The sequence below is a fragment of the Nostoc sp. DSM 114167 genome, assembly GCF_052692655.1.
Genome location: NZ_CP195116.1, coordinates 5193624 through 5217788 on the forward strand (window position 1 = coordinate 5193624; position 24165 = coordinate 5217788).

General features: G+C 41.5%; 25 protein-coding genes. 15 read left to right on the forward strand and 10 right to left on the reverse strand.

Annotated elements, in window-relative coordinates; all coding sequences use genetic code 11:
* Nucleotides 1-42: 42 nt before the first annotated feature.
* Nucleotides 43-321 (reverse strand): hypothetical protein, encoded by a 279-nt coding sequence (locus tag NSTC731_RS22170; RefSeq protein ID WP_445626816.1) that lies wholly within the window; start codon nucleotides 319-321, stop codon nucleotides 43-45.
* A 244-nt stretch (nucleotides 322-565) separates the two neighbouring features.
* Here NSTC731_RS22170 and NSTC731_RS22175 point away from each other — a divergent pair, with 244 nt between their 5' ends.
* The 9 genes from NSTC731_RS22175 (at nucleotide 566) to NSTC731_RS22215 (ending at nucleotide 9797) form a co-directional block, all read left to right on the forward strand.
* A complete protein-coding gene (locus NSTC731_RS22175; protein WP_322714146.1) occupies nucleotides 566-1405 on the forward strand; it encodes a Pvc16 family protein in 840 nt (279 codons plus the stop codon).
* A 30-nt stretch (nucleotides 1406-1435) separates the two neighbouring features.
* Nucleotides 1436-3097, forward strand: a complete 1662-nt coding sequence (locus NSTC731_RS22180) for a phage tail sheath family protein (RefSeq protein WP_445626817.1) — start codon at nucleotides 1436-1438, stop codon at nucleotides 3095-3097.
* 126 nt (nucleotides 3098-3223) lie between these two features.
* Nucleotides 3224-3679: a phage tail protein gene (locus NSTC731_RS22185; protein WP_094331970.1), complete on the forward strand. Its 456-nt coding sequence runs from the start codon at nucleotides 3224-3226 to the stop codon at nucleotides 3677-3679.
* A 22-nt stretch (nucleotides 3680-3701) separates the two neighbouring features.
* Nucleotides 3702-4196, forward strand: coding sequence for a phage tail protein (locus NSTC731_RS22190; protein ID WP_445626818.1), 495 nt, complete (start codon nucleotides 3702-3704; stop codon nucleotides 4194-4196).
* A gap of 11 nt (nucleotides 4197-4207) precedes the next feature.
* Complete coding sequence (locus tag NSTC731_RS22195; protein WP_322688381.1) at nucleotides 4208-4555, forward strand: hypothetical protein; 348 nt, start codon at nucleotides 4208-4210, stop codon at nucleotides 4553-4555.
* Nucleotides 4556-4790: 235 nt separating this feature from the next.
* Nucleotides 4791-5174: a hypothetical protein gene (locus NSTC731_RS22200; RefSeq protein ID WP_094347971.1), complete on the forward strand. Its 384-nt coding sequence runs from the start codon at nucleotides 4791-4793 to the stop codon at nucleotides 5172-5174.
* Nucleotides 5117-5320: a DUF6760 family protein gene (locus tag NSTC731_RS22205; RefSeq protein WP_313931140.1), complete on the forward strand. Its 204-nt coding sequence runs from the start codon at nucleotides 5117-5119 to the stop codon at nucleotides 5318-5320. The genes NSTC731_RS22200 and NSTC731_RS22205 overlap by 58 nt, the downstream gene beginning before the upstream one ends.
* The gene (locus NSTC731_RS22210) at nucleotides 5317-7422 is read left to right on the forward strand and encodes an FHA domain-containing protein (protein WP_445626819.1); all 2106 of its coding nucleotides are present in this window, start codon (nucleotides 5317-5319) and stop codon (nucleotides 7420-7422) included. Before NSTC731_RS22205 ends, NSTC731_RS22210 begins: the two co-directional genes overlap by 4 nt.
* A gap of 194 nt (nucleotides 7423-7616) precedes the next feature.
* A complete protein-coding gene (locus NSTC731_RS22215; RefSeq protein ID WP_445626820.1) occupies nucleotides 7617-9797 on the forward strand; it encodes a CHASE2 domain-containing protein in 2181 nt (726 codons plus the stop codon).
* A 361-nt stretch (nucleotides 9798-10158) separates the two neighbouring features.
* Here the strand turns inward: NSTC731_RS22215 and NSTC731_RS22220 are convergent, their stop codons facing one another.
* Nucleotides 10159-10611, reverse strand: a complete 453-nt coding sequence (locus NSTC731_RS22220; RefSeq protein WP_445626821.1) for an Hsp20/alpha crystallin family protein — start codon at nucleotides 10609-10611, stop codon at nucleotides 10159-10161.
* Nucleotides 10612-11001: 390 nt separating this feature from the next.
* Between NSTC731_RS22220 and NSTC731_RS22225 the strand changes: the two genes are divergently transcribed.
* The 3 genes from NSTC731_RS22225 (at nucleotide 11002) to NSTC731_RS22235 (ending at nucleotide 12882) form a co-directional block, all read left to right on the forward strand.
* A complete protein-coding gene (locus tag NSTC731_RS22225) occupies nucleotides 11002-11229 on the forward strand; it encodes a hypothetical protein (protein ID WP_445626822.1) in 228 nt (75 codons plus the stop codon).
* A 143-nt stretch (nucleotides 11230-11372) separates the two neighbouring features.
* Nucleotides 11373-11759: a hypothetical protein gene (locus NSTC731_RS22230; RefSeq protein ID WP_445626823.1), complete on the forward strand. Its 387-nt coding sequence runs from the start codon at nucleotides 11373-11375 to the stop codon at nucleotides 11757-11759.
* Between the two features lie 394 nt (nucleotides 11760-12153).
* The gene (locus tag NSTC731_RS22235) at nucleotides 12154-12882 is read left to right on the forward strand and encodes a hypothetical protein (protein ID WP_445626824.1); all 729 of its coding nucleotides are present in this window, start codon (nucleotides 12154-12156) and stop codon (nucleotides 12880-12882) included.
* A 122-nt stretch (nucleotides 12883-13004) separates the two neighbouring features.
* On the opposite strand, the gene NSTC731_RS22240 is transcribed toward NSTC731_RS22235, so the two are convergent.
* The gene (locus NSTC731_RS22240; protein WP_445626825.1) at nucleotides 13005-13457 is read right to left on the reverse strand and encodes an Hsp20/alpha crystallin family protein; all 453 of its coding nucleotides are present in this window, start codon (nucleotides 13455-13457) and stop codon (nucleotides 13005-13007) included.
* Between the two features lie 465 nt (nucleotides 13458-13922).
* Here NSTC731_RS22240 and NSTC731_RS22245 point away from each other — a divergent pair, with 465 nt between their 5' ends.
* On the forward strand, nucleotides 13923-14420 hold the full coding sequence (locus NSTC731_RS22245; RefSeq protein WP_445626826.1) for a hypothetical protein: 498 nt from the start codon (nucleotides 13923-13925) through the stop codon (nucleotides 14418-14420).
* A 350-nt stretch (nucleotides 14421-14770) separates the two neighbouring features.
* Here the strand turns inward: NSTC731_RS22245 and NSTC731_RS22250 are convergent, their stop codons facing one another.
* From NSTC731_RS22250 to surE, 3 genes are all read right to left on the reverse strand, one after another.
* The gene (locus tag NSTC731_RS22250; protein WP_445626827.1) at nucleotides 14771-15445 is read right to left on the reverse strand and encodes a class I SAM-dependent methyltransferase; all 675 of its coding nucleotides are present in this window, start codon (nucleotides 15443-15445) and stop codon (nucleotides 14771-14773) included.
* Between the two features lie 125 nt (nucleotides 15446-15570).
* Nucleotides 15571-16194: a hypothetical protein gene (locus NSTC731_RS22255; protein WP_445632145.1), complete on the reverse strand. Its 624-nt coding sequence runs from the start codon at nucleotides 16192-16194 to the stop codon at nucleotides 15571-15573.
* A 270-nt stretch (nucleotides 16195-16464) separates the two neighbouring features.
* Complete coding sequence (gene surE, locus NSTC731_RS22260) at nucleotides 16465-17145, reverse strand: 5'/3'-nucleotidase SurE (RefSeq protein ID WP_445626828.1); 681 nt, start codon at nucleotides 17143-17145, stop codon at nucleotides 16465-16467.
* A 497-nt stretch (nucleotides 17146-17642) separates the two neighbouring features.
* Between surE and psb32 the strand changes: the two genes are divergently transcribed.
* The gene (psb32, locus tag NSTC731_RS22265; RefSeq protein ID WP_445626829.1) at nucleotides 17643-18380 is read left to right on the forward strand and encodes a photosystem II repair protein Psb32; all 738 of its coding nucleotides are present in this window, start codon (nucleotides 17643-17645) and stop codon (nucleotides 18378-18380) included.
* A gap of 92 nt (nucleotides 18381-18472) precedes the next feature.
* On the opposite strand, the gene NSTC731_RS22270 is transcribed toward psb32, so the two are convergent.
* The 4 genes from NSTC731_RS22270 to NSTC731_RS22285 all read right to left on the reverse strand — a co-directional run bounded on the left by NSTC731_RS22270 (nucleotide 18473) and on the right by NSTC731_RS22285 (nucleotide 21708).
* Entirely contained in the window at nucleotides 18473-18856 is a 384-nt protein-coding gene (locus NSTC731_RS22270; protein ID WP_292873130.1) for a DUF4346 domain-containing protein, read from the reverse strand.
* A gap of 139 nt (nucleotides 18857-18995) precedes the next feature.
* Nucleotides 18996-19550, reverse strand: coding sequence for a pentapeptide repeat-containing protein (locus NSTC731_RS22275; RefSeq protein WP_445626830.1), 555 nt, complete (start codon nucleotides 19548-19550; stop codon nucleotides 18996-18998).
* Nucleotides 19543-20724 (reverse strand): GNAT family N-acetyltransferase, encoded by a 1182-nt coding sequence (locus NSTC731_RS22280; RefSeq protein WP_445626831.1) that lies wholly within the window; start codon nucleotides 20722-20724, stop codon nucleotides 19543-19545. The genes NSTC731_RS22275 and NSTC731_RS22280 overlap by 8 nt, the downstream gene beginning before the upstream one ends.
* A 243-nt stretch (nucleotides 20725-20967) precedes the next feature.
* Entirely contained in the window at nucleotides 20968-21708 is a 741-nt protein-coding gene (locus tag NSTC731_RS22285) for a RibD family protein (RefSeq protein WP_445626832.1), read from the reverse strand.
* 291 nt (nucleotides 21709-21999) lie between these two features.
* Between NSTC731_RS22285 and NSTC731_RS22290 the strand changes: the two genes are divergently transcribed.
* Complete coding sequence (locus tag NSTC731_RS22290) at nucleotides 22000-24132, forward strand: ATP-binding protein (RefSeq protein ID WP_445626833.1); 2133 nt, start codon at nucleotides 22000-22002, stop codon at nucleotides 24130-24132.
* Nucleotides 24133-24165 lie beyond the last annotated feature (33 nt).

Here is a 24165-nt window from a genome sequence, read left to right on the forward strand (position 1 = left end):
GGATGAAAAGTCTTTTTGTGTTTAGGTTTTATCCTCCTCAAATTAAAATTGAACAAAAATAATAAATGGCTGCCCAAATTCAATAAACGACTGCCCGAATTCAATAAACGACGCCCCGAATTCAATAAACGACGCCCCGAATTCAACAAACGACTGCCCGAATTCAATAAACGACGCCCCGAATTCAACAAACGACTGCCCGAATTCAATAAACGACGCCCCGAATTCAATAAACGGCTGCCCGAATTCAATAAACGACGCCCCGAATTCAATAAACGACTGCCCGAATTCAATAAACGACTGCCCGAATTCGACGAACATACCTTTGACATTTGGGCTTCTGCCTTAACTTGACACCAATGCTTTTCAATCCACCTCACAAGAAAAAAATGTAGTGCCTCCACTGAAGAACTGCTCCAGATTAATCTACAAACTGAAGTTGCTGCTTTACGGATTCTTGACCCAATACCTGATTTAAAAAATATCGACAAAAGTCTAATTAACTTTAGAAGCCCGATACATATACTGTAGATGCATCTGGATTAGCTACCAGCAGCACACCTTCATGCTTATCTTCGTTCTTCAAACTTTAGCCGAAATTCTCGCTGGAGGAACCTCACTTACCAGTACAGAGCAAATTGACTTTAGCCATCCTGGTAATCGTAGGGAAGAGGGAGCAGGCCCGACTCTCAATTTATATATTTTTGATATACGTGAGAGTAAGCAGGTACAACATTCTGGCAGGCAAGTAGAACGCAAGCTAACACGCGCTCTACAACCTGCCACTGTAAATTGGGCACCAGCTTGGTTTGATGTTTCGCTGCTATTAACAGCCTGGGATAGAACAGCTTTAGGTGAGCATCACTTTATTAGTGAGGCATTGACTGTGCTGTTGCGCCATCGCACCTTGGAAGAAGAGTTTTTGGTTCCTGAATTACGGGGCTATGGTAATTTGAACATGACAGTTGCCTTAGAGCCGCCAATTGAGATTGGCTCTTTATGGAGCGCTCTCAATGTGCCATTGCGTTCAGCCTTATATTTGACAGTTACAATACCCTTCGAGCCACAACCGACTCCAGTGCCTTTGGTTTGGGAGCGAATTTTCAATTTGCGAAATCAATTGTCTCGCGATAGTGACAGTTTAGTTCTAACTAGGCGAGTTGCGATCGCAGGTATTGTCAAAAGTGCGGTGACAAATTTGCCGCTGGTAGCAACAGAAGTGGCTGTGAGAGGAACTGACAAGTCCATATCAACTACTAAAGAAGGGTTGTTCTTCTTTGAAGACCTTCATTTAGGTAATTATGTTTTGACTCTGAATCATCCAGGCTATTTACCTCAAAACGTCAATGCATTGGTAGATAACCAAAGTAATACTTTCAAAGAAATATTTCTAACTCCTGAATAATTAGATTTTTACTGACTTGGAGAAACTTTCATGGCTAGACTTGATTACTTTGCTCCTGGTGTTTACATCGAAGAAATTGACCGGGGTAGCCGACCAATTGAAGGTGTTAGCACAGCAGTTGCCGGATTTGTAGGCTTTACAGAAGACGTTCGCGGTGGGGCTGAGTTATACAAGCCCATGCTAGTAACCACTTGGACGCAATTTTTAAACTACTTTGCTCGTCCTAATTCTGACGGCTTCACCGACTTCAACGCCTATTTACCCTTTTCAGTCTACGGCTACTTTATGAATGGTGGCGGTCGTTGCTGGGTAACAAGCATTGGGACTCAGTTACCAGGCGCACCCAGACCTGCAACTCCAGAACCGGCTACCCTCAGAATCAACGCTAGAGGTAATCGTCCAGCCCTGCGCTTTACATTGCGCCCTGAGCAAGCATCAGGTGGATTAGTAAATATTGTAATTGTTGATGGTTCGCCCCGCCCTCTACCCGAAGGTACTGAAGGAGAAGCGCCTCCCAATACAGGCGAATATTTCACCATCGAAATTCGTCGGGGAGATGAACTTTTAGAGCAATACGAAAACTTGAGCATGAACCGCGACCCTAATGCTCAAGTAGCAACTTATGCACTGACAGCATTGAGAAATTCGATGTATGTCACTGTAGAAGACATCACTCAAAGCGGACAACCTTTAGCTCGTCGTCCGGTGAATGGTCAATACGAATTAGCACCGCCCATTGTCGCTGCCACACCCGATAGATTTTCACAAAATTTAGAAGGGGTTAGAGACGATCGCACCGGGGTACGCGGTATCTTTGAAGTTGATGAAATCACAATGCTGGCTTGTCCTGATGTGATGCGGGCTTATCAAGAGCAAGTACTGAATTTAGATCAAGTTCACGGCATCATCGAGTTGATGATTAGTATGTGCGAGGGTTCTGCCAGTGGCGATATTCCCAACCCACCCAACCGCATGGTTGTACTTGATTCGCCACCGGAAGCCGTCAAACCGCAACAAGTAGTGGAATGGTTGAATAGATTTAACCGTCGTTCCATGTTTGCGGCCCTTTATTATCCTTGGATTAAAGTACCGAATCCACGCGATCGCGGTAATCCAATTTTAGTACCTCCTTGCGGTCATGTGATGGGTGTTTGGGCCCGCACCGACGAAACCAGAGGAGTTTACAAAGCCCCAGCCAATGAGGTTCCCAGAGGCGTAATTGGTTTGGGTTATGACACCAACTTCCGCGAACAAGAATTATTAAATCCCTTGGGAATAAATTGCATTCGCAGCTTCCCCAATCGAGGTATCCGCATTTGGGGCGCACGCACTTTAGTTGAGCCAGATAAAACAGAGTGGCGTTACATCAGCGTGCGTAGATTAATTAGCTATATCGAGAAATCCCTAGAATTAGGGACTCAGTGGGTAGTTTTTGAACCGAACGACCAAGATTTATGGGCGCGTGTCACCCGCACCGTCAGTAATTTCTTAGAACGTATCTGGCGTGAAGGTGCTTTATTTGGTGCATCTCCAGCCCAAGCATTCTATGTCAAGTGCGACGAAGAATTGAACCCACCAGAAACCAGAATTTTAGGACGTTTATATATTGAAGTCGGTGTTTGTCCCGTCAGACCGGCGGAATTTGTTGTTTTCCGCATCAGCCAATGGAATGGCATTGAAGATAGCGAATAGGGCAATTCAATTTTGGATTTTGGATTGCGGATTTTGGATTAAATTTCAATCTAAAATCCAAAATCTAAAATCTAAAATTCTTGTTCCCCATTCCCAAATTAACCACACACAAAGGAGTCTAAAAGTATGGCAGGCGAATTTTTAACCTCTTGTAAGTTTTACTTCGAGGCTGATGGAATTACTGATAAATTCATCAAAGAAATTAGCGGACTAGGCGTTGAAAATACACCAGCGCAAGAAGTTCACGGTTCATCTAAAGGCGCTAAACTCATGCGTCAAGCTACACCAACTGTTGTTAAATTTACCAATATTACAGTAAAAGTCATCGCCACTGATGATATAGACCTTTATAAATGGTATCAAGACTGTAACGAAGACATGGGAGACCCTCGGAAGTGGGCACAGAATCGTAAAACTGGTTCAGTAGTTGCTTATGACCAACAAGGCTCAGAAAAAGCACGTTGGAACATTGTCAATTGTTATCCCTGTAAATACACCGGGCCTACCTTAACAGCCTCTGGTGGTGATATGGCAAATGAAACAGTTGAATTGGTTCACGAAGGAATTAAACGAATCAAATAATTAGCATTTGCAGTAATTAACAGTGGTACAATCCGCAAGCCGAATTCCAGAAGTTCTGACAGCCCATCGGTTCTATTTAGAACTGACACTAGAAGGTCAAAACGATGCCAATTGTTTCTTTTTGGAGTGTCAAGGCTTTAAAAGAACACAAGAGGTAATTGAAATTACTGAAGTCACTTCTCAAACCTGGGGTACAAAAGGACAATCCAAAGGTCAGGTGGTGAGAACCAAGCTTCCTAGCAATCCCAAGAGTGGTAATCTCATTCTGCGTAGAGGTACTACCAACTCTATGGATTTTTGGAAGTGGTTTGAAAAAGTCGAAAAAGGTAATTGGTCACAGCAACGTAGACTTGTTGCTTTGTCTATTTATAATCAGGCAAATGAAGAAGTAGCTAGATTTGAATTAGCCGGTGCTTGGCCTGCAAGTTACAAAATTGCCGATGTCAACGCCCGCAGCCATGACATCGAAATTGAGGAGGTAGAGGTTGCTTTTGAGGAATTTAAACGCGTGAAATAATTAGGAGAATTATGTTTCCCACAGAGTTTGAATTTACACTGCCAAAGGGGTATCTAGACTCTGAAGGCAACCTCCACCGCAAAGGTGTAATGCGGTTATCAACGGCGATAGACGAGATTGCACCCTTGCGTGACCCCCGCGTTAAAGCGAATCCCGTTTATGCCACAATTATTATCTTGTCGCGAGTGATTACTTGTTTGGGTGCTTTATCAGAAGTTACTCCTGCAATCGTGGAAAACTTTTTTTCTCAAGATTTAAATTATCTCCAAGATTTTTACCGTCGAATCAATGGGTTGGAAGGCGAAACTTCCATACCGGAAGATACAGTAAATTCTCCCGAAGCACTTCTTCATAATTGAATGAGGCATTGGGCATTGGGAGCAGAGAGCAAAGACTCATTAATGGAGTTTAGCCTCGTTCCCAGCCTCCAGGCTGGGAATGTATTCTCAGAGGTTCTACCTCTTGTCAACAAAGAGAAGGCGGAGCCTCCCAGAATGGGTTCCCAGCCTCCAGGCTGGGAACCAGTTAATGCCCAATACTTCGGCTCCGCTCAGTACAAGTGCCCAATGCCTAATGCCCAAATAAAATTAACCTATGCGCCGTAAAAAGGATACTCTCTGCACAGAATTTGCTTTCACTCTTCCTAGAGGATTGAGTGATGGCGAACAACGAGTACATCGTCATGGGGTGATGCGTTTAGCCACCGCCAAAGATGAAATTTTGGTGCAACAAGAGCGCAAAGTTCAAGAAAATCCGGCTTACGGTGTCTTGGTAATGCTTGCGCGGGTTATCACTCGCTTGGGCAGTTTCAACTCTGTTAGTCCTGATTTACTCGAAGGACTTCTCCTACATGACATTGCCTATCTCCGAGAATTTTACAATCGAATCAATCAACAAGGCAATGTACACATTCCAACACAATGTCCCCACTGCAATACTCAATTTTCAGTGGAGCTAGAACTAGCGGGGGAGTCGTAAGCTACCCCTCTGATACTTTATATGAGGAGGTAGCTTTTATTGCTTATCATTTCCACTGGTCACAAGATGATATTTTAAATTTAGAACACACTACCCGTCAGCGTTGGGTAGCAGAAATCAATAAAATTAACCAAAAATTAATATGAAAGTTAAAGTTAGCTACTCACCAAATTTAAGTGAAGTCAATGAAGTTGACCTGACCACAGAAACTCCAACAAGAGGAGAATGGGTAATAGGTCGTTCTCCTGATTCTGATTTAGTCCTAGACAGCCCTGATATCAGTCGGGTACATGCTAAGTTTTTTGTTAAAAGTGGAAATTACTACTTTTCTGACCTTGGCAGTAGAAATGGTTCAATAGTTAATGGGAAACAGGCTGAAAAAGATCGACCATATTCTTTGAGTGATGGAGATATTATTCGGATTGCAGATTATGTTTTGATTTTGGAAGCAGTTGCTCCTGCTTATGAGCAACCAGAGACAGTCTTTAGAATTATAGATCCTTCACTGTTTTCTCGATCGCGATCGCCTGAAAATGTCAACGCTGCCAATGTTGTTAATCCAGCCCCAACCCCAGAGGTAGTTAGCGAAGTTTCACCGCCAATTAGTTCCGAAGTAGAAGCACCCCCTGCCTCCGAAATCAGCGAAATCTCAGAAGTTGTTTCGACTCAACCTGATGATGTCATTCCTGTTGTTGAGACACCAGCAGCAGTTAGCGAAGTTCCACACGATGTTCGTGATGATGTTGTGGATTTGCGGACATTAGTTACACCAGAAGTCAGCGCCGATAGTCAGGAAGTTGAAGTTCCAGAAGTCAGCGAAGCCTCAGAAGTTTCTTTGACTGAACCTGATAACGCCATAGCTGCACCTGAAAGCATCATTGAAACTCCTGAAGAAGAAAGTGTTCTTCCAGAAGCTAACCATGATGAGGCTGGAGATTTTGAAGCAGCACTGGCGACAGAATCTACTTTCGTACAACAGCGTGATACAAGTGCTATTCCAGACACTACCTACGACGAGGATGCAGAGTTAGAGGCAGCACTAGCAGCAGAAGTTACCTTCGTACAGCCACGTGATATTTTGAACGAAGTTCCTGTACAAAGCGTCACTCCCGAAGCTACCTACGATGAAAATGCATTGGAGGCAGCACTAGCAGCAGAAGTTACCTCCGTCCAGCCGCGCGATATTTTCCACCATGTATCTGAGGAGGAGAGTGACATTCGCGAAACTACTCACGATGAAGTAGTGAATTTGGATACGCCAGTCGCAGAAGAAACCAGTGAAGTTGTTGAAAACGAAGAGATTCAGCCACAAGCAGCAGAGGAGCAGAGCCAAGTTACACCGGATATCATTGATGAAACTACTCACGATGAAGTAGTGAATTTAGATACGCCAGTAGTAGAAGAAACCAGTGAAATTGTTGAAAACGAAGAAATTCAGCCACAAGCAGCAGAGGAGCAGAGCCAAGTTACACGGGATATCATTGATGAAGCAATAGATTGGGATAGGTCAGTTACAGCAGCAGACAGCGCAGATGTTGAGGAAGTAGAACCTACTTCTGCGGTGGATGAAACAATAAGCGAAGTTTCGGAAGCATCAACTACACCTGATGATGCCGTTGCGGAAGTTTTAAGCAATCAATATATTGATTTGAGTAATGCAAGTACTGAAGAAGTTAGTCTATATGTTGATGGTGTTGCTGCACAAATAAGCGAAATTTCTGACTTCGGTTATATTCCATCTTTGGAAACAACAGAAAGTGGAGCTACTGAGAGCATCAATCAAACTATTGAAGCAATTCCTGAAGTAGAAGAAGCTCATTTTGATGAAACTCCAGAAGAAACAAATGTTAGTGAGTCTCCTCAAGCAATCATTGAAAGAAACATAGTGCTGATTGCTCATGAAAGCAAAAAATCAGAACTTGCTGAATTGGTTTTGGAACATCAGGAATTTTTCTCGCAGAGTTTTACAATTACCTGGCCATCTGTTAGTGAAGTTTTACATCAGCAGGCAGGGATAACGATTAGTCAACAAACTCCCGCACCAACTTCTGGAGGATATCAAACAATTGCTTCATTGGTTGGAGCCGGAGAAATTGTAGCAGTTATTTTCCTGCGAGATTTGCTGCAACCTCAGCCTGGTCAAGCAAATGAAGAAGCACTGTTAAGATTATGCACTATTAATCAAGTTTTATTGGCTACTAACTTGTCAACAGCAGAGGCAATTGTGCATTATCTGAAACACATCTAGCAATGATAAATGAGTTATGAACAAAAAGATCCCCGACTTCGTAAAAGTTGTCGGGGATTTGAGTCTCTTGGCGTTTACAAGTAAAATATGATGACTATATTTTTTGAAAAGTTGCAAATTGCGTAGAATAATTTCGATATTAAAAATTAATCCAAAAATATACGTATATTTTAAAGTAAAATCTATTTAAGAAAATGGTTGTAACTTTTAAAAGTTTATTTAGACAGCCAGTTATTCTTTCAAGTGCGATCGCAACACTTCTGTTAGTAGGAATTCAAAAACTGGGGGTTTTTGAGCCTCTAGAAATGAAAGTCTACGACCAAATGACGCAATTACGTGCCGACCCAGGCCCAGACACCCGTTTATTGATTGTTGCTTTAAGTGAAAAAGATATCCAAAAATGGAATTGGCCCTTGTCTAGCGAACTTCTAGACCGACTATTAGGCAAACTTGAAGAATATCAACCGCGAGTCATTGGTCTAGATATTTTTCGTGACTTACCAGTACCGCCTGGTCATGACAAGCTACTGCAACGCCTCCAACAGAGCGATATCATCATTCCCATTTGTAAACATTCGGGTTCTAATAATCCGGGAGTAGCACCCCCAAAAGGCGTTGAAGCAGAGCGAGTAGGATTTAATGATGTCGTAGAAGATACTGATGCCACAATTCGCCGCAATCTCTTATTAGTAAGTGCAGAGGAGTCTGATTCTTGTCAAAGTACCTATTCTTTTAGCTTACAACTAGCGCTCAAATATTTAGAAGTTGGAGGCATCCAACTAGAATTTACCCCCAAAAAAGAACTACAACTACGTAATACTGTATTTAAACCTCTGCAAAGTAACGCTGGCGGCTATGAAAAAGCAGATACCAATGGCTACCAAATCCTGCTTAATTACCGTTCTGGTCATCAGGTTGCCCAGCAGGTAACTATTACAGAAGTACTTGCAAATCAAATTAAACCAGATTTAGTTAAAGACCGCATCGTTTTGATTGGTTCAACAGCTAACAGTTTAAATGATATTTTTAATACGCCCTTTACTAGCGGGAAATCAGATAATTCTGGCAAAATGGCCGGAATTGAAATTCATGCCCACAGCGTTAGTCAAATTCTCAGTGCTGTTCTGAACAAACAACCTCTATTTTGGTTTTTGCCTGAGTGGGGTAAAGTCCTTTGGATATGGGGATGGACTGTAGTTGGTGGGTTGCTGGTATGGCGAATTCAACATCCGCTAGGCTTAGGATTGGCAGCAGTAACAGCCCTAGCAGTATTATTTGGAGCCAATTTTGTCATTTTTACCCAAGCTGCATGGTTCCCAGTCATACCTCCGGCGTTGGGGTTAGTATTTACCGCCGCCAGTGTCCTTGCCTATAATGCTTATCAAACCCAGCAAGAGCAAAAAGAAATTACCCAACGGGTTCAAGAACACCAACAATTAATTATAGAATTGCAAAATCTTTTACGGCAGCGTGGCAACGCCTCAAATGAAGCGCCAACAGTAATTGTTGATTCCATCGGGCAAGAAATTACACTAGGAACGGTACTAAATAACCGCTACAAAATTACTCAACCCTTGGGTTCTGGAGGATTTAGCAATACTTATTTAGCTGACGATATCCAGCGTCCCGGTAATCCGCAGTGTGTGGTTAAACAGTTGCGACCTCCCCGCCAAGATGCAGAATATTTAAATGTTGTCAGACGTTTATTCGACGCGGAAGCAGAAATTTTAGAAACTTTGGGTAAGCACTCACAAATTCCCCAACTGCTAGCTTTTTTTGAAGAAAATCGGCAATTCTCTTTAGTACAAGAATTTGTTCGAGGGCACGCTATGGATAAAGAGTTAACTGCTGGAAAGCGACTAAAACAAGCTGAAATTTTGGAGATACTCAAAGAAGTTTTAAATGTACTAGTTTTTGTTCACAGCTATGGCGTAATCCATCGAGATATCAAACCTAGTAACTTAATTAGGCGAGAATCAGATGGGCACATTGTTTTAATTGACTTTGGCGCTGTTAAGCAGATTCAACCTCAGCAGCAAGAAGCTCAAACAATTTCAATTGGCACTCCTAATTATGCACCTTCGGAACAAATGAGCGGGTTGCCAAAACTCAACAGTGATATTTATGCCTTGGGAATTATGGGAATACAAGGCTTAACTGGCGTAGAACCCAGAGAGTTTCGTAGAGACACAAATACTGGTGCAATAATCATCCAAAGCCAAGCTGATGCTAATCAACAGATTTGGCAACATTGGCGCGAATTCACTGACGCTACAGACGAGTTAGTGATGATTTTAAATAAAATGGTACATTTCGACTTCACTCAACGATATCAGTCAGCCGCAGAGGTGCTTAAAAATATCGAAAGTCTTTAGTATTTTTTTCAACACTAAAATGCTAATAAAAAAGCTTGGTCATGTAAATGACCAAGCTCTTAATCATTTCAATCAATCATTACAGGTAAAGTAACGTGAATTCGACAAGTCTTATTTAACCTCTCCCCCAACCCCTCTCCGTGTCGGAGAGGGGAGCAAAAAGCTTAATTTTTCGTTGCTCTTCCCTTTGGGTTTCAAAGAAGGAGGCTGTCCGGGAGAGGTTCATCGAACTCACGTTAAAGTACTGCGACGCCAATAGCGAAGCGTTAGCGAGTCTTCGAGCGTCATAGTCCGCACTTCTCTACGAGAGGCTGCGCCAACGGCAAGCTCAGTGACCATCGTAGACATCGCAAGCAGATTATTAATTAGCAGATTGTTCCAAATTAACCTTGAAAACTTTGTTCTTTTCTTGCTCAGTTTTAGGCAGTGTTAGATTCAAGATGCCATCTTTATAATCTGCCGTAACGTTAGTGTTTTGAATCCGAGCCGATAGAGGAATTACGCGTTGAAATTTACCGTAATGAAACTCACTTCTGGTAACACCTTTTTCCTCTGTTTTCGTTTCTGACTTCCGCTCACCGCTAACGTAAACAGCATTTTCTGTGACTTGCACATCCAGGTCTTTAGCTTCTATTCCTGGCAGTTCTATCTTCAGATGAATCGCATCTTCAGTTTCTTGAATTTCAGCAGCCGGAACTTTGCTTAAGCCTTTGTCAAACAATGCAGATGGTAGTCTGGTATCTTCAAATAAACTATTGATTTGGTGTTGTAGAGTGTCAATTTCTCTCCAAGGATTCCAACGAACTAGTGTCATACCCCTTCCTCGCATCAGTTAATATTATTTAATAAATTTTGCACTTCAACTTGTGCTTACATATTCATATTATGCAGAGTTAAAGCCGCTGTAAATTCGGTTTTTGACACCAACTAATTGATGATTACCGCACCAAATTAGATAGAAAAATTTTTACGGTTTGCTTTAATTTGCCTGTTCGGTAAACCCGAATAGACAAATTAAATTCAATCAGACTAAATCAATAAATCTGCTGTTGAAGAGATAGCTTAAAAATACGATGCCTCAGTTGGGCTATATCTACAACTGAGTAACAGCGTTGCATAAATTTTTAAATAACCTCAGTTAAATATATATCTGTTCAAGTTTGTCCTGAACTTAGCTCTCGATTTATTAACCAACACAGCATCAATGATGAAACTCTTTCCTTGGCTTAATTTTGCACACATTGTTGATTCTAGTGTCCTGCCTAGAATCGCTAGGACTCAAATAGCTACTCATCGCAAAAATGGCACATCAATCAACACCGCTGTCAAATCTAATACTTTACGCAACGATTCCACAGATATCAATTGCCTCAAAACCTTTGATACTGCTGTTCTTGCTTATCAGATGATGGGTCTTAGCAACTTTGAATGAATCGTCGGATGCAATCACCCAAATGGGTGAGGAGCAAATCAACCGTTCAGGTGAACTGGGTGCAGGAAGTTAAGACAAATAAAAAATAAGACTCTATTACTCAAGAACACTCATTGCACTTTACTATAACTAAGGATAATCCGATGAAACTCTCTATCTTGATTGATTCTGTACTCATTGTTACTTCTATTGCTTTATTGCCTCGAATCGGTGGCACTCAAATAGCTACTAGCAATAGTGGCGAACCTATAGCTATCAATTCTAACAATTCATCTAACGTCAACTACCTCAAACCCTTTGATGCTGTATTTCTAGCTTATCGAGGTAATCTGAAAGCACAGGGTGGTCTTAGCAGTAGCGCTTTGGTATCTCAATCCCAAACAGGAAACCTGACTGCATTAAATGTGGTTAAGACTGCTGTTAACGCTAAAAAGTTACCAACACAAAAAGCTTTGAATGATAAAGGTTATCTAAACGCTGTCGAGTTGCAGTTGACATCAGACGACAGCACTAACGATTTATCTTACTAAGTACAGACTTGCAGAGGTTCGTAATGGATTTATAAAATGCTGTACTATCATCTGGTTGCTTTGACAAAAAAATGCGTAACCGAGCAGGAAAAGCTGCTGTCTCCCCCTAATTACCATCTCATTCGCAAAAATTACTTTCACCCCTCCAACACCTTGGAGGGGTTTTTAGTTGGTGCTACGGTTGCTACTTGCTCTAGCGTCGTCCTATGCACAGTAGCACTAGAATGCTTTCTGCTCCCACAACGGCGCGACTCATCACACTTTTAGAAATAAGGGACGAGTCATAAATTATTTACTGTTCTATCAAATTAACGTTGTTAAGTTACTCAGCAGGTGTAGTTTTCACCTCCAGGCTGTGTTAAATATTGTGATGCGAAACAGGAGTATAGATACGTTGCGAAAGCTTTCTCCCGAATCTCCTCTATTTATTGTATTAATCATTATTAGTTTTATAATAGTAACTTTGTCAACTTGGTTATCATCAAAACCATTCATTTTAAAACCATTTGGAGCTAATGATATTGTCCAGCTACTCACATTACAATTATTTATTTCTTTGTTGTTAGAGCGTTCTTTAGAAGTTTTTATAACTACTTGGCGTGGCCCATTCGTCGAACAATTAGATATTAGTATTCAGCAAGAAAAGGCTCTCATCTCTGAGAAAATAAAACTTATGGAAGGACAACAGCAACAATTTCCTTCTTTGGAATCAAATCAAATCAGTGGACTTCCACCAGAAGGAATGAGTTTAGAACAGCAAATAATCCAAAATTTTACACAAAATCAACAAAATTCATTAAAACTTTTCCAGCCACAAATGGATGATATACATGAAAAAGAGCGCCAAAGAACAGCCTATAAATCTGATACACGAATAATTGCTCTATGGACATCTCTTTTATTCGGTCTTTTAATGAGCGCAATAGGTATTCGCTCAATCGAACCACTTGTAGTTATTGATTTAGATAATCCCATACAAGTAATTATTTTTCGTTGTTTAGATGCATTGCTGACAGGAGGTTTAATTGCAGGAGGTAGTGAGGGAATTCATAAGCTCATAAAAGTTTTTATCGACTTTATGGAAGCTACATCTAAACAAATCAAAAATCAGGGATCGTCTTGATGAAACTCTCAGAGCGACACCGAACAGCGCCTTAAAGTAGAGATTGCATACAAAAAAGCCCAGTATTTATAACTGGGCTTTTAGTTATCTCAATCAATTATTGGAGGTGAGAAGTTTCGCACTTATGCAGCAGGTTGTTCTAAATTAACCTTGACGACTTTGTTCTTTTCTTGCTCGGTTTTAGGCAGTGTCAAATTCAAGATACCGTCTTTATAATCTGCGGTAACATTGGTATTTTGAACCCTAGCAGATAGAGGAATTACACGTTGGAATTTGCCATAGTAAAATTCACTCTTGGTAATACCCTTGTCTTGGGTTTGAGTTTGGGATTTGCGCTCACCGCTAATGTGAACTGCGTCTTGGGTGACTTGAATATCTAAATCTTTAGCTTCCAGTCCTGGCAGTTCTAGCTTGAGATGAATCGCATCTTCAGTTTCTTGAATTTCAGCAGCCGGAACTTTGATAAAGCCTTTTTCCAACCGTGCAGACGGGACTTTGGTATCTCCCAATAAGCCGTTGATGTGACGTTCTAAAGCGTTCAATTCTTGCCAGGGGTTGTAACGAACTAGTACCATAACTCTTTCTCGGAACAATTCAGCTATTGTTTAATCGTTTTTGCACTTGCCTTTGTGCTTATGTATTCATAATAAATATGGTTACAACTTGTGTAAATTCGGTTATCATCACCTAATTAAATGATGATTACCGCACTTAATTAGACTTAAAATGAAATTACGGTTTACTCTAATTTCTCTGTTCGGTAAACCAGAATAATAACTATTAAGACCAATAATAATCAACTACCTAACCTGCTGTTGAAGGAGATATGCAGTCAGGCGATCGCTTATATTTCTAAAACAACAACATCCAAGCTCTATTGCGTCGTGGTATTCCTAAGACTTTAGGCTAGAATCCCCTAGCATCAAGGCAGGGGTGTTGACAAAGGATTTATGATTTTTGGCCGATCTCACCTGATAATTCAGGTTTTATAATTATAGTTAAAGGGCTTAAAGTATTAAGCATAAATGAGGTTAAAAGCTGTGAAGAAAATAGTTGTTGCTACTTTATTCAGCTTAATCGCTGGCTCAACGTCTTTACTTTTTCCCCAAGCCGCTAAAGCTGATAGGGTTGTTTACTGTCATCCTGTTATTGATAATAGGGTACTCACATCGGCGGCTAACCACCCCAATGCTTATACAAATGGTTTTCGAGAAGGACAACAAAGCGCTCGGAACAGAGAAGCTTATAAACCTCGGAGTGCGGGAGGCGAATTCGCTCGTGGTTTTCAAGATGGTTATTTGAATCTACCTTATGCTGGGCAAGAGAATGTTGTACCTAAAACAATTGTGCAACATACTACTCAGATTTGTGATGATGATGCTTACACCGTAGCGCCTTCTCCTGTTTACATCTACAACCCTTATCCCATCTATGTGTCGCCCTATCCTAGTTATGGCATCAACTTCGGATTTGGAAGAGGGTTCCACTTCGGATTTGGAGGAGGGTTCCACGGATGGGGTCACCATCGAAGATGGTAGGGGGTGGGGAATTTCGTCAAAGAAAGTTTCTGGGCTGGAGGATACTTTGTATTCACCCTTGGAAGTAATTAGGGAAAAATTCGAGAGTATATCTGAAAAGCGATCGCCCTTAGTTCTCAAAGACAAGCGAACGCCAGTAGCGTCTCGAAGATCGGAAAACTCAAGAGCGTAGTTTACGGATCTCTGCATAACAATGCCTGTTGCAGCACTGTCACCATTGCCTTCTCTTACTTTTTTGCTGGATAACCATATTTTTGCAGCAGGCGCAGTTGTTTTCCAAGGTTATCACTGGGAGTTACAAACCAGTAGATTATCCAAGAGAACTGAAAGGCAATACATCTGTCAAAGAATTATTTATGCCTTTGATATTCAATCCGCACTTGCTTAACGTCAAACTCAGATTCTAAAAACTCAAGTTTTTCTACTGGCTGTAATCCCAAACTTTCAAACTGTGCTAATTCTGAGTCTGATAATGGCCAAGGTGGGCCAGAGGGTTTGGCTTCTATGTCTCGAATATGAGTAATCAGCAAAAGTGTGCCACCGAGAGCAACAACAGAGGTAACTGAAGAAATAACCCAAGAACGCACATTCAAAGGCAAAGCTTGAATATTACGACATTCAAAAACAAAGTCATAAGCTTGATGCCATTGTGAGGGAATCGCTAACAAATCTGCAACTATATAGTTGACAGTCGAATCTGGAAATCGCTGCTTACACCAAGCGATCGCTGTTGGTGAAATATCAAAGGCAGTTACTTCAAACCCTTGATCGGCTAAAGCTTCGGCATCATCTCCTAAACCACAACCAATGACTAGCGCTTTTTGCCCAGAAGCGAACGGTTGACGATTTGTCAACCAATCTTGTAGATAAGGGTGAGGAGCTAACTTTGCCCAAGGAATTTTTGCTGTATCACCTTTAGCTTCGGTATATAACACTTCAAACCATGCCGATGGTTGTGATTTTTGTAAAGCTTCGGTAGCTAATTGTTGGACATAAAATCGTAAATCTTCAGGTTGTTCAAACATAAAAACCCATCACCGACACTAATAACTTGAGGTAATGCAAGCAATTCTCTTTTTCTATGTTGATTGGCAAGAAAGGCGTAAGGCTTAATGCCTTACCGCATAAAAGTTGAATAATCTAGATAAGATTAGTCAATGAGTTGTGGGGTGGGAATTTGCGTATCGATATCTGCTTGGGAAAAATTAGGAAGCAACCAAGTACTCTCACCCGCCTTGAATACTTTCGCAGGTTCAACATTCAATTCAATTGCACCAGTGGCTGGATTGGTTCTAGCAAGAGACTGTGTACCATCGACAAACTTAACGGCGATGGGTTGAGTCAGTTGTTGTGGTTGAGCGTTTGGGCCTAAAACCACTTGAGAACCTGCGGGTAAGTAAATACCATCGCAATCCCAATCATCATCGGTGATTGTTCCTGCACCCAAAAAGTAAAGTTGGGTTGGAATTTTTTTTGGTTTATTGGCATAGACAGCCAAAGTCCTTCCAGTTTCATTGCGGCACTGCGCCCGCTTTCTAGCTGTTTCTATGACATTTTTCTGAAACTGCAATTGTGCTAGTCGCTGCTGGAATTGCTCAGGTGTATAGCCAGCTTGCTCAGGTGTATTCTTTACAGTTAGAAGTTGATTGAGTGCCTGAGTTACCTCAGCATAGTCAGCCCCCTTAGTGAAATCCTTACCTGCCCAAGAGGGTTGAGCAATTAGCAGATTCACCATCAATACGAGCGCAACAAAAACAATTTTGAGAAACTGCATAAATTTCTCCTTTTTTTTGAAATTAGTGTTCAGTACCACTGAAACTTTACCAGATTTCAAATCCTTGAAAATTTCGATCGCGATCGCACCACATAAGCTAATGAGCATTTAAGTTGCATAACACCAGGGCTGAAGCCCTTACTACAAGCGAATCAGTCTGGAAAAATGAATGACGATTAGCTTACCCATAAGATTAATTAATAGCCCTACAAGCTCTCCTCAATATCCACTAAAAGTTGGTAACAGTTAACTATGAACTGATGGCTGATGTCAAACTCTTAACTGGGTGACGGCGATATTACCAGAAAAACATACATCTACATCGCTACCAGGAGTGCGATCGCGTTTGCTATATTCTCCTACATAATAAAAATTATCGCCTTCAATTCGATAGTTCACAGGCAAAGGTTTGGTACAGGCTTGGCAAAATACCATCTCAGGATGTGGTTCTCCTGGTTGCAGATGCGGCAGATTCACATTCCAGAAGCTTCCTGGTTCTAGGGGACGCTTGAGTAAATCCGCTAAAACTTCAGCTGTGAATTTGGCAGCTAGATCCCAATCAAAATTCAGCTTGGCTTTACGATAGTGGGAAATGGCAACTCCGGGAATACCGTGCATCGCGGCTTCCCGCACGGCGGCCACTGTGCCAGAAATATAGGCATCGACTCCCAAATTGCCCCCAGCGTTGATGCCTGAAAGTACAAATTTGACATCTGCGGCAATTTGTGTTAAAGCAATTCTCACGCAATCAGCAGGAGTACCTGCGATCGCATACTCAGTCTCAGAACGTCGCTGGAGGTTGATAGCACGAGTAGTAGTAACTTGATGTCCACAGCCAGACTGATGATCGGCAGGAGCAGCGATAATAGAATTTCTGCCGTTTACAGCTTTGAGCAGCGCTTGGATACCAGGGGCATCAATGCCATCGTCGTTAGTTAAAAGTATAGTCATGTATATATGATATTGATTTAGCTAAAATATCAGAAAAATGCAGATATAAACCATCACATAGACATCTCTAGAAACTAAATATGCATTGTCCAGAACCCTTGTAGAGACTTAGCAGTATAACGTCTTGACATTCTTTTTTACTCAGATATCTAATGAGTACGTTAAGAAAAGCTACTCGCAGATATGAAAAAATATGCCGTTGTTGAACCAAAATATGAATCATGCGATATGATTTCTAGATGGTTTGCAAATTCCGCCCTCAGTATTTGGGTTAATTCCCAAAATGGGCGGTATTTCTTGTGACTAGTAAGGGGGTTTAGCGTCAGGTTAATGCTTGCAACCGCCCTCAGGACAAGTTTGTGTAATCAAAAATCCCGTACAATATACATATTTGCTGGGAATATCAGAAATTTTACACTGAAGAAAATCGGGAACGAGGTGATTTTTGCAGTGTTTCTGTAGTATTTTTGGTGCAAGTCTGTCTTAGGGATTACACGATGAAACAGCTCCTCAAACAAGTTTTTAGCAGTCAAAAACACCTCATCCGGCTAATTCTACCTTTGGTGACGATTATTTTCGCAGCCTCGCTGTTTGCCACACCTGCTTCAGCCACAGGTGTGTATCAAATACCCAGTCTGACAGCAGGGAATGACACCTGGGTTTTAGATCGAGGTGAAGTCATCAGCCGTCTGAATGAAGGCAAGATTAGCAGTGCTTTTAAGGATTTGGCAAAGCAAACAGATAAGGAAGTCAGAATTGTTACTGTTCGCCGACTCGACTATGGCGAAACACCAGAAAGCTTTACTAAAGAACTGTTTGAAAAATGGTTTCCGACAAAAGCAGCCCAAGCTAATCAAACTTTGTTGGTTCTTGATACAGTTACCAATGGTACTGCCATTATTACTGGGGATCAAGTCAAGCCTTTGCTTACTGACTCTATTGCCGAGAGTATAGCTACTGAAACAGTAAGTGTGCCGTTACGCAATGGTGACAAATATAATCAGGCATTTCTTGATGCAAGCGATCGCCTTGTCGCCGTTCTCTCTGGCAAAACCGATCCAGGGCCACCCCAAATAACTGACAATGTGCAGGTTGGAGGCACTTTCAAGAAAGCAGAAGAAACCAACCAAGGCAACGCTACTGCTTGGGTTGTAGGATTGTTAATTGCCGCCACCGTTATCCCAATGGCAACTTACTATATCTATCAGATAAATCAGCCCTCTTCTAATGGGTAATGGCAGAGTTAGGAGTGGAGTTGAGAGTTAGGAGTTAGGAGTTAGGAGTTATGAATTTCTAACTCTTAACTTTTAACTCCTCACTCCTAACTTTAATCTTGAACATACTCTTGACCTGTAACTAAAGCTACCTCAGCCCGGACAAATTCTCGACCTAAATAAGCTGCATGATCTAATTGAGTTACAGGAGGGGGCTGAGTTTCTTCAAAAATCTTCACGCAAAGTTCTTTCGCCGTTCTGGCGCTAAAAACTGTTGTATGAGTTCGTTCTACCTTTTCTCGCGCTGGAATAACCTTTCCCGTTTCAGGATCGACAGCTAAACCGCGATCGTCAATCACATTTGTAAAATGCTTGGCATAAATTAACCCCGCGTCTCGATCCAAGTAAATAATGAAATATCCACCGGGATCGAGGTCAATATGACGCTGGGAAAGTTTATCATCAATTGCGGCTAAATCTTCAACTATTAAATCCATAAGCATTATAAAAAGAAATTTTCTTTTTTCAGGGTTTTTACACTCTATATCAAGTGTAATTCCTATCCTCCTTAGTCTTCTTCATATCTTTCAGATATTTTTGATCCCTTTTACTTAAAATAAAATTAGAGAATTAGACTCAACTATTCCGAATAGTGCCATCTGGCATGATGGTGTTACGAAAAGTAGTGCGATGCAGATTAGATCCTTCCAAATTGGCTCCAGTCAAGTTAGCTTCCCAGAAGTCGCATCCCCCTAAATCAGTTCCGCTCAAGTTAGCCCCTATCAAATTAGCCCTATAGAAACGAGTTTTGTGGAATCTCGCTTGTCTAAGGTCGGCATTAGTCAGGTTAGCAACATCGAGACGAGCACGTCGCAAGTCAGCTCCTCTAAGATCGGCTTCGGTCAGATCAGTACCATCCAGGCAGGCTTCAAACAATTTGGCATTAACCAAACTAACTGCCTTCAAAATAGCACGAGCAAGATAGAACTCCTCCATATTATTCCCAGTCAAGTCAGTGCCACTCAGGTCAATCCCGTCCAAGCCAGGATCGGAAAATTTAACTAGAGCGAAGTTACGTTCTCCAGCAGCATATCTTTTAATCAACTCATCACGATTCATAAATATTTTCTTGAACTTATTTACAACATCAACGCTGTGTTGATTATCGAGTAGTTGCTTTTCCTCAACCATTTTTCTCACTAAATGGCAACTCTGCATTAATTGCTTCAATCTGCTGCTGTTCGAGTTGATTCACTTCCTTAATATAGGGACGAATAATTTGTCCTAAACGATTATTGTAAAAGCGGTGCAAACTGTGATTGGGCATAGCGGGGAAACCACGGCGTTTTTTGTGACGCCCGCCCGCGCCAGGATCAAAAATTTGGATATTGTTAGCGATCGCCCACTCAATCGGTGCATAATAACAAGCATCAAAATGTAAGCAATCTATTTCTTGAAAACTCCCCCAATAGCGTCCATAGAGTTTGTCACCTTTAAATAAACAAAAGGACATTCCTAAAGGATGAGAATCATCTTCTTCGCTATATGCGCCAACAAACAAGACTCGATGGCGATAATCGGTGTGTAGCTGCTCAAAAAATCTCCGCGTGAGATACTTGCTACCCCACCAGCCAAACTTATCACAGGTGTCAGCATAGAATTCGTACATCAAGGGAAACAAAGACTGAGGAATTTGATCCCCGCTTAGAGGTTGCAATCTTAAACCTGCTTTTTCTACAGCTTTGCGTTCCCGCTTGATATTACGGCGCTGATTCGCATTGAAAACTTTCAAGTAATCATCAAAAGTTTTAAAGCCAGCATTTTCCCAGATATAGCTGTGGTGCAGCCAAGTTGTAAAGCCATGCCGTTCCAGCATTGGACGCCATTGGGGATCGACGTAGAGAAAATGACACCCAGAAATCCGATTTTTGGAGCAAAAAGTGTCAATTTCATGCACCATCAGCGCTGTGATTTCATCCTCGTCTTCTCCTGGGGCAATTAAGAAGCGATAACCTTCTGCTGGGGTAAATGGTGTCATTCCCAGCAATTTTGGGTAATATTGGACTCCGATGCGATCGGCTAACTCTGCCCATTGGTGATCGAAAACAAATTCACCAGAACTATGTCCTTTAAGATAAAGTGGCGCAGCCGCAATCAGCGTTTTATCTCGCCACAATGTCAAATGATTTGGCAACCAACCAGTTTTAGCCGTAACACTCTGGGAAGTTTCGAGATTATTCAGCCATTCCCATTCTAAAAATGGCGTTTTGAGTGGCATTGCCAAAGCATTCCAAGCATTTTGGGGTACTTCAGCAATTTTGTTCGTCCAAATGACAGAATAGCGAGGCTTAAGTTGTTCCACCATCTTAGAGGAGTAGGGAGTAGGGAGCAGGGGAGCAGGGGAGTAGAGGAGTAGGGGAGCAGGGGAGCAGGGGAGCAGGGGAGCAGGGGAGCAGGGAGTGAGGGAGTGAGGGAGTTAGGGGACAAGGAGATAAACAAAACTCCTAACTCTTAACTCATAACTCTTAACTCTTAACTCCTAACTCCTAACTCAGCACTCAGCACTCCTAACGCCCTATCCCCAATAAATAACTTAACTTAGCGTAATCTAATCTGCTGGTCGTTGCAGGCGATAGTGCAAAAACACTTCTTGCTCAACTGTATGAACTTCTATAAGTTGTAACTTGGGAGCCAAATCAGGTAAAAATCCTTTCCCTTCAACGGGTGTAGGTGCAGTATTACCACCTAAAATCAGTGGACAGACAGTTAGCCATAATTCATCAATTAAGTCTAATTTCACCAAAGAAGCGACTAATTCACCTCCACCCAAGATCGCCAAGCGTGTTATATGTAGAGTGGTTAGACACTTCAAAGCTGCGAGAATGTCAATTTCTTGCGTTGGTGTTTCAAAAACCAAAATCTTCTCAAATTCTGAAGGGTACTCCTGTACTCCGATTCCCAGAGTTGAGTGAAGTGTCTGTAAGCGTTCTTTCCACGAAAATTCCCCTGCTGTTGTGGTGAGTAGCCAGCGTCTAACTGGTTGCTTAAAAAAGTGAATTTCCGGATTAAGGTTTGCAGAGTTTGTAATCACTATATGAACTGGTTGCTGAGGCTTCCCTGCTTGCGCCCGGAGTTGCACTAGAGTTGGATCGGTTAAAGTAAGTGTTGTTCCATAAGCATCCAGAGTCCTAGCACCGAACAAAACGGCATCAGAGGCAGCAATTTGTTTTTCTAAGTGCGCTTTATCAACCTTTGAGCCAAACCTAGCAGGCGATCGCTTAAAATCTGCTATCTTGCCATCTGCACTCATTGCTAAAACAACTGTAGTATGAGGACGATGTTGCAACATTAAATTGATTTGATAGTTTTAATATTTACTTTAGTCGTATGTAGATTCTCTTTAAACCATACCTGCAACCTACTGTTTTATATTTCACCATTGTATTGATATGCAACACAAATCGCTTCTACATCTAGCATATACGAGTTTTGGTATACCACGTTTCTTTTTGAATTATAGCAATTTGTTATTTTTAAACATTGAAAATAAAATTCTGATAATTTAAGAAAATGTCTCATCTAGCTAGTTTAATTGCATATCTTTGGTGTTGTAGATTGCAGGTGCAAAGTGAGACACTTGATGACTAATTCCCGCCAATCTTCCTTCCGTCGAATTTTAGTAACAAGAATATTGCTGCTGTTTGTTCCAGTTTTACTAGTAGGCGAAATTGTTGCCTTGAATAAGGCACGTACTAGTATATTGAGAACTGCACGGCAAAACTTAACAGAAAGCGCTATCAGTAAAGGAGAGAGAATTGGTGATGCGATCGCAATCTTAAAAGCTAATTTGCAGAGTGTAAGCAAAACAACGGTTATTCCATCGGATTCGCCTATACAAGAGCAAGAATTTCTCACGCAGTTAAGGCAACAACTTCCAGCTAGTATTGAGTGCATCCAATTAACAAATCTCCAAAGCCACAAAATAATTGCCAGTAGCTGTGGGGAGCGAGAAATTGGCGAATTGAGATTACCTTTCCCTAGTGAGGGAATTGATGTCAAAGCAATCTTACCGCCAAAAGCAGGAACGACTGGAAAAAGAAACACACAAAATCAGCAGCTGCAACTAGTTTTATCTGCACCAGTCTTTGATAGCCGAAAAAATTCAGTTTACAGCTTAAGTATTCAGTCTGCATTATCCCAACAAACCAAAAATCCGCCGGGATCGCTCACAGGCGCTATGGTAGTGATTGCTGAAGATGGCACAATTTTGGCACACCCATTGACAGATTGGGTGGGAACTAATATCAATCAGCACCCTCATGCTTCCCAAATCAAAAGCATAATTAAAAATGCAATTACGGGACAAAACGATTCGATAAATTTCTCTTTTACCGAAGGAAAAGAATTAGTCGCTGGTTATACAGCAATTCCAAATCCACTCACCCAACAGCAGCAGCAAAAATGGATAGTTTTAGCTGTTACTAGCGTCGATAATGCACTTTTTGGTTTAGAGGAAATCAAATTAATTCTGATCGTTTTGACAGTCGGTTTGATTGGTGCAAGTTTGTTAGCATCTCTATATTTAGCTCCTTACTTGGCACGTCCTGTAGAAGAATTACGAGACTACGCTCTCAATATTCACTCTCACCATGCCGCACAACCAGTTCCGCACAATTTTCAAATTCGGGAATTCAATCAACTAGCCCAAGCATTAGACCAAATGGTAAAACGGCTGAAAGCTGGCTCGGAAGAATTAGAAATAGCTTGGAAAGAAGCAAAAAGCGCTAACCAAATTAAAAGCCAGTTTTTGGCTACGACTTCCCATGAATTGAGAAACCCATTAAATATTATTATTAACTGTATTCGCCTGGTTGAAGAAGGTTTATGTGATGACCGGGAAGAAGAAATGGAGTTTCTCAAACGCGCCGATGAAACAACAATTCACTTGTTAGGTATTATTAATGATTTGCTCGACATTTCTAAAATCGAAGCAGGTAAGCTTTCAGTTGTTTCCACACCAATTGACCTCCGACAACTATTGTTAGAGGTAATTAATTTACAATCAGTTAATGTCCAACAAAAGGGCTTGCAATTGAAATGTGAGTTAACTTCCAAAGTGATACCAATTAAGGCAGACGCGGGAAAACTAAAGCAAGTGCTGATTAATGTTATCGGCAACGCCACCAAGTTCACCGACACCGGAAGCATCACCATTTCAACAGAAATCCAATCTACTAATGGTAAATCTCAGGTGGTAGTAGCTGTCAAAGATACAGGTATAGGTATCGATCCGACTCAACAGCATAAACTATTTCGCCCCTTTGTAATGGTGAATGGCACTACCACACGCCAGTTTGAAGGTACTGGACTGGGACTAGCGATTTCACGAAACTTAATCGAACTCATGGGAGGCACTATTACTCTTGAGAGTGCGGGACTTCATCAAGGTACGACACTGAAAATTACCTTACCTTTGATTGATATCTCGCTGTTAGCTGTTCCAAATAAAGAAGCAAATGTCGGGGATCTTGGGTTCTCCTCTGGGAATGAGCCAGTAAAAGCAAGCCGCTATCCCAGCCTACAGGAATCTGGGGGAAGTTCCTCTTTGGGGATCAACAAATCTGTAAAAGTAGAGCTAGACAAAGAGAAGCTCCCGAAGTCCCAGTTGCTATTTGGAAATGAGACTTGCGAGATTCGTCTTTCACCCCTGCAAACTATCTTGGTAAGTCTTCCAAAAGGAGGAGTTTGTGCAAATGGGACTTTCAAGAAGTAATTTAGTCAAAAGTCCATATTCATAACTACTCCT

Coding starts and splice junctions, on each gene's coding strand:
- NSTC731_RS22170 (WP_445626816.1), bottom strand. CDS start 321: ATGTTCGTCGAATTCGGGCAGTCGTTTATTGAATTCGGGCAGTCGTTT.
- NSTC731_RS22175 (WP_322714146.1), top strand. CDS start 566: ATGCTTATCTTCGTTCTTCAAACTTTAGCCGAAATTCTCGCTGGAGGA.
- NSTC731_RS22180 (WP_445626817.1), top strand. CDS start 1,436: ATGGCTAGACTTGATTACTTTGCTCCTGGTGTTTACATCGAAGAAATT.
- NSTC731_RS22185 (WP_094331970.1), top strand. CDS start 3,224: ATGGCAGGCGAATTTTTAACCTCTTGTAAGTTTTACTTCGAGGCTGAT.
- NSTC731_RS22195 (WP_322688381.1), top strand. CDS start 4,208: ATGTTTCCCACAGAGTTTGAATTTACACTGCCAAAGGGGTATCTAGAC.
- NSTC731_RS22200 (WP_094347971.1), top strand. CDS start 4,791: ATGCGCCGTAAAAAGGATACTCTCTGCACAGAATTTGCTTTCACTCTT.
- NSTC731_RS22205 (WP_313931140.1), top strand. CDS start 5,117: ATGTCCCCACTGCAATACTCAATTTTCAGTGGAGCTAGAACTAGCGGG.
- NSTC731_RS22210 (WP_445626819.1), top strand. CDS start 5,317: ATGAAAGTTAAAGTTAGCTACTCACCAAATTTAAGTGAAGTCAATGAA.
- NSTC731_RS22215 (WP_445626820.1), top strand. CDS start 7,617: ATGGTTGTAACTTTTAAAAGTTTATTTAGACAGCCAGTTATTCTTTCA.
- NSTC731_RS22220 (WP_445626821.1), bottom strand. CDS start 10,611: ATGACACTAGTTCGTTGGAATCCTTGGAGAGAAATTGACACTCTACAA.
- NSTC731_RS22225 (WP_445626822.1), top strand. CDS start 11,002: ATGATGAAACTCTTTCCTTGGCTTAATTTTGCACACATTGTTGATTCT.
- NSTC731_RS22230 (WP_445626823.1), top strand. CDS start 11,373: ATGAAACTCTCTATCTTGATTGATTCTGTACTCATTGTTACTTCTATT.
- NSTC731_RS22240 (WP_445626825.1), bottom strand. CDS start 13,457: ATGGTACTAGTTCGTTACAACCCCTGGCAAGAATTGAACGCTTTAGAA.
- NSTC731_RS22250 (WP_445626827.1), bottom strand. CDS start 15,445: ATGTTTGAACAACCTGAAGATTTACGATTTTATGTCCAACAATTAGCT.
- NSTC731_RS22255 (WP_445632145.1), bottom strand. CDS start 16,194: ATGCAGTTTCTCAAAATTGTTTTTGTTGCGCTCGTATTGATGGTGAAT.
- surE (WP_445626828.1), bottom strand. CDS start 17,145: ATGACTATACTTTTAACTAACGACGATGGCATTGATGCCCCTGGTATC.
- psb32 (WP_445626829.1), top strand. CDS start 17,643: ATGAAACAGCTCCTCAAACAAGTTTTTAGCAGTCAAAAACACCTCATC.
- NSTC731_RS22270 (WP_292873130.1), bottom strand. CDS start 18,856: ATGGATTTAATAGTTGAAGATTTAGCCGCAATTGATGATAAACTTTCC.
- NSTC731_RS22275 (WP_445626830.1), bottom strand. CDS start 19,550: ATGGTTGAGGAAAAGCAACTACTCGATAATCAACACAGCGTTGATGTT.
- NSTC731_RS22280 (WP_445626831.1), bottom strand. CDS start 20,724: ATGGTGGAACAACTTAAGCCTCGCTATTCTGTCATTTGGACGAACAAA.
- NSTC731_RS22285 (WP_445626832.1), bottom strand. CDS start 21,708: ATGTTGCAACATCGTCCTCATACTACAGTTGTTTTAGCAATGAGTGCA.
- NSTC731_RS22290 (WP_445626833.1), top strand. CDS start 22,000: ATGACTAATTCCCGCCAATCTTCCTTCCGTCGAATTTTAGTAACAAGA.